We start from the raw sequence: 3955 nt of genomic DNA, 5'->3' as shown, positions 1-3955 counted from the left end.
CTCGCGGTTCGCGGGGTCCCGCCCAAACTCGCTTCGCTCAGACAAGGGCGGGCCCTGATCCGCGAACCGCTGCGCTCCTCGGCGCAGCCAGAAGGGATTGGAAAACCGAACGCGCCATCGCTTCGCTCGGCGCGGGGCGGCTGCAGGCGCTGCGCGCCTGCAGCCGCATGGGGGCCGAGCGAAGCGAAGGCCCGGGAGGGTTCCCCTCCCCTCTGGCTGCGCCGAGGAGCGCAGCGGTTCGCGGATCAGGGCCCGCCCTTGTCTGAGCGAAGCGAGTTCTGCGAGACCCCGCGAAACGCGAGCACCGCAGGTTGCCCCGTAGCGCAGCGAAGGGGTCGCAGACAGTGGGGTCGCCTTTTCTTTGCTCACTTTCTTTTGGCGAAGCAAAAGAAAGTGAGTCGCCCGCCGGGGCGAGTCCCGGCCCCGGAAAGCAACCACCCGCCGGAGGCAGCAACATGCTGAGCTCAGGCACCCCCTACCCCTTGGGCGCAACACCCTCGCAACAGGGAGTCAACTTCGCAATAGCAGCGCCAACAGCAGAAGCAGTACAGCTCTGCATCTTCGACAGCACCGGCAAGAGCGAGCAGCAGCGCCTCAACCTACCGGCATGCACCGACGGCATCTGGCACGGCCACCTGCCCAGCGGCAAGCCCGGCCTCGTCTACGGCTACCGAGTCCACGGCCCGTGGTCCCCCCACGAAGGCCAACGCTTCAACCCAGCCAAGCTGCTGCTCGACCCCTACGCCCGCGAGATCGTCGGCAGCTACGACGGCAGCGACATCTTCCTGGGCCACGACCCCGCGAACCCGGCCCAGAGGGACGCCCGCGACAACGCAGCCGTCGCGCTCAAGGCCCGTGTCGCGCAACCCGCCGGTCCGGCAGCGGCATCCGGCCACGCCCGCATCCCCGCCGGCGAGCGCGTGCTCTGCGAGCTGCATGTCAAAGGCCAGACCAGGCTCCACCCCGCAGTCCCCGCGGCACTCCGGGGCACCTACGCCGGCCTCGCGGAGCCCGCCGTGCTCGACCACCTCCAGCGCCTGGGTGTCACCACCCTGAGCCTCATGCCCGTGCAGCACCGCGCCGACGAGCAGCGCCTGCTGCGCATGGGCCTGAGCAACTACTGGGGCTACACCACCATCGGCTGGTTCGCTCCCGAGGCCCGCTACTGGAGCGGCCGCGCCGGCACCACGCCCGCCAGCGAGTTCCGCGCGATGGCCGACGCCATACACGCACGTGGCATGGAGCTGGTGATCGACGTGGTCTATAACCACAGCGCCGAGACCGACGAGCTCGGTCCCACGCTCTCGCTGCGCGGCATCGACAACGCGCTGTACTACCACCTGCGCCCCGACGACCGCGCCCTCTACGAGAACTGGGCCGGCACGGGCAACTGCCTGAATCTCGGCGAGCCGCGCGTGCTGCAGCTGGTGATGGACAGCCTGCGCTTCTGGGCCTGCGAGATGGGTGTCGACGGTTTCCGCTTCGATCTCGCCCCGGTGCTCGGGCGCGACGCGCAGCGGGGCTTCGACCCACGCGCGCCCTTCTTCGCCGCCATCGCGCAAGACCCGGTGCTCTCGCGCACCCTGCTCATCGCCGAGCCCTGGGACATCGGCCCCGGCGGCTACCGCCTCGGCGAGTTCCCGCCGGGCTGGCTCGAATGGAACGACCGCTACCGCGACACGCAGCGCGGCTTCTGGCTGCGCCAGGCGCACGACGACAGGGCCGGCCTGGGCGACTTCGCCCATCGCTTCACCGCTTCCAGCACGCAGTTCGCCCATCACGGCCGCGCGCCGGCCGCGAGCGTCAACTTCGTCACCGCGCACGACGGCTTCACGCTGCGCGACCTCGTGAGCTACAACGAGCGCCACAACCTCGCCAACGGCGAGGGCAACCGTGACGGCCATGGCCACAACATGAGCAACAACTGTGGCGTCGAGGGGCCGAGCAACGACCCCGCCGTGCTGGCCCTGCGCAGCCGCCTGCAGCGCGCGCTGCTCGCCACGCTGATGCTGTCACAGGGCACACCCATGCTGCTGGCCGGCGACGAGCTGGGCCACAGCCAGCAGGGCAACAACAACGCCTACTGCCAGGACAACGAGACCACATGGCTCGCGTGGATCGGCGCCTCCGCCCCCGACAGCGACGCGGCCCGCACGAGCGCCTTCGTGGCGCGCCTGGCCGCCCTGCGCCGCGAAGCCCCGGCCCTGCGCAGCACCCGCTGGTGGCCACCCGAGACGCCGCAGGGCATGCCGCCGGGCATCCGCTGGCTGCGCCCCGACGGCGAACCGATGACGGCCGGCGACTGGCGCACGGGCACGGCACTTGCAATCCTTTTCGGCGATGGCGCCGGCGACGGCGGCTCGTGGCTGGTGCTGGTGAACGCAGGCCCGCAGGCTGTGCCCTTCAGGCTGCCCGCGGGCGCTTGGCGCCTGCGCCTGTCCACCGATCCCGAGGACGATCCGGGTGAGATGGGCCGGCCGCTCGGCGGCACGGCGCAAGTGCCTTTTTCAAGCATCGGGATCGCAAGAACGTAGGAGCCAGGCGCACGGCGCGGTGCTAGTCTCGATGCAGAGACCCTGACGGCGAATGAATTCCAACAAGCGAACGAACGGAGACTCAGGATGGACAACCTCACACCGCAAGCGCAGCCCCCGCAGGAGCTGCAGGCCCATCAACTGGTCCGCCGCACCATCGCCCTGGTGCTGGCCGGCGGACGCGGCTCCCGCCTCAAGCAGCTGACCGACCGGCGCGCCAAGCCGGCCGTGTACTTCGGCGGCAAGTTCCGCATCATCGACTTCGCGCTGTCCAACTGCCTGAACTCCGGCATCCGGCGCATGGCGGTGGTCACGCAGTACAAGTCGCACTCGCTCATGCGCCACCTGCAGCGCGGCTGGAGCTTTTTGCGCGCCGAGCTCAACGAGATGGTCGACGTGCTGCCCGCCCAGCAGCGCGTGGGCGACGAGCACTGGTACCGCGGCACGGCCGATGCGGTGTTCCAGAACCTCGACATCATCCAGACCCGCTCCACCAAGCACGACTACGTGGTGGTGCTGGCCGGCGACCACATCTACAAGATGGACTACTCGATCATGGTCAAGGACCATGCCGAGCACGGTCTGGGCTGCACGGTCGGCTGCATCGAAGTGCCGCGCATGGAAGCCACGGCCTTCGGCGTGATGGCCATCGACGAGAGCCGCCGGATCACCGACTTCCTCGAAAAGCCCGCCGACCCGCCCGCCATGCCCGGCCATCCCGACGTGGCGCTGGCGAGCATGGGCATCTACGTGTTCGACTCCGAGTACCTCTACCAGCTGCTCGAAGAAGACAGCGTCAACCCCGATTCGAGCCACGATTTCGGCAAGGACATCATTCCCCGCGCCGTGGCCCAGGGCCGCGCGCTGGCCCATCCTTTCGGCCTGTCGTGCGTCACGCGGGCCTCGCGCGGACCCGACGCCAAGGCCTACTGGCGCGACGTGGGCACGATTGATGCGTTCTGGGCAGCCAACCTCGACCTGGCCTCCATCACCCCGGAGCTCGACATCTATGACACCGACTGGCCCATCTGGACCTACCAGCGGCAGTTGCCGCCGGCCAAGTTCGTGCTCGACCGCGAGGGCAAGCATGGCATGACGGTCAACACCATCGTGTCGGGCGGCTGCATTGTCTCGGGCTCCAAGGTCAGCAGCTCGGTGCTGTTCTCGGGCGTGCGCATCCACTCCTTCTGCGAGATCAACGAGGCGGTGCTGCTGCCCGACGTGGAAGTCGGGCGCGGTGCCCGGCTCAACCGGGTGGTGATCGACCGTGGCTGCGTGATCCCCGACGACATGGTGATCGGCGAGGACGCCGAAGTCGACGCCGCGCGCTTCGAGCGCACCGAGAACGGCGTGGTGCTGGTCACGCGCGAGATGCTCAAACGACTGGCTGCATGAGATTCGCCCCCAGTCTTCGCGCACTT

General features: G+C 69.0%; 2 protein-coding genes. Both read left to right on the top strand.

Going from position 1 to position 3955, the window contains the following annotated elements; genetic code table 11:
• The first annotated feature begins 455 nt into the window (after positions 1–455).
• Positions 456–2534: a glycogen debranching protein GlgX gene (gene glgX, locus PMI12_RS26035; protein ID WP_007838648.1), complete on the top strand. Its 2079-nt coding sequence runs from the start codon at positions 456–458 to the stop codon at positions 2532–2534.
• Between the two features lie 87 nt (positions 2535–2621).
• Positions 2622–3929 carry a glucose-1-phosphate adenylyltransferase gene (gene glgC / locus PMI12_RS26030; protein ID WP_007838645.1) on the top strand — a complete coding sequence of 436 codons (1308 nt, stop codon included), beginning with the start codon at positions 2622–2624 and terminating at the stop codon, positions 3927–3929.
• Positions 3930–3955: the final 26 nt, after the last annotated feature.

The organism is Variovorax sp. CF313 (assembly GCF_000282635.1).
In the GTDB taxonomy this organism is placed as follows: domain Bacteria; phylum Pseudomonadota; class Gammaproteobacteria; order Burkholderiales; family Burkholderiaceae_C; genus Variovorax.
This window is presented reverse-complemented; position numbering and strand designations above follow the sequence as displayed.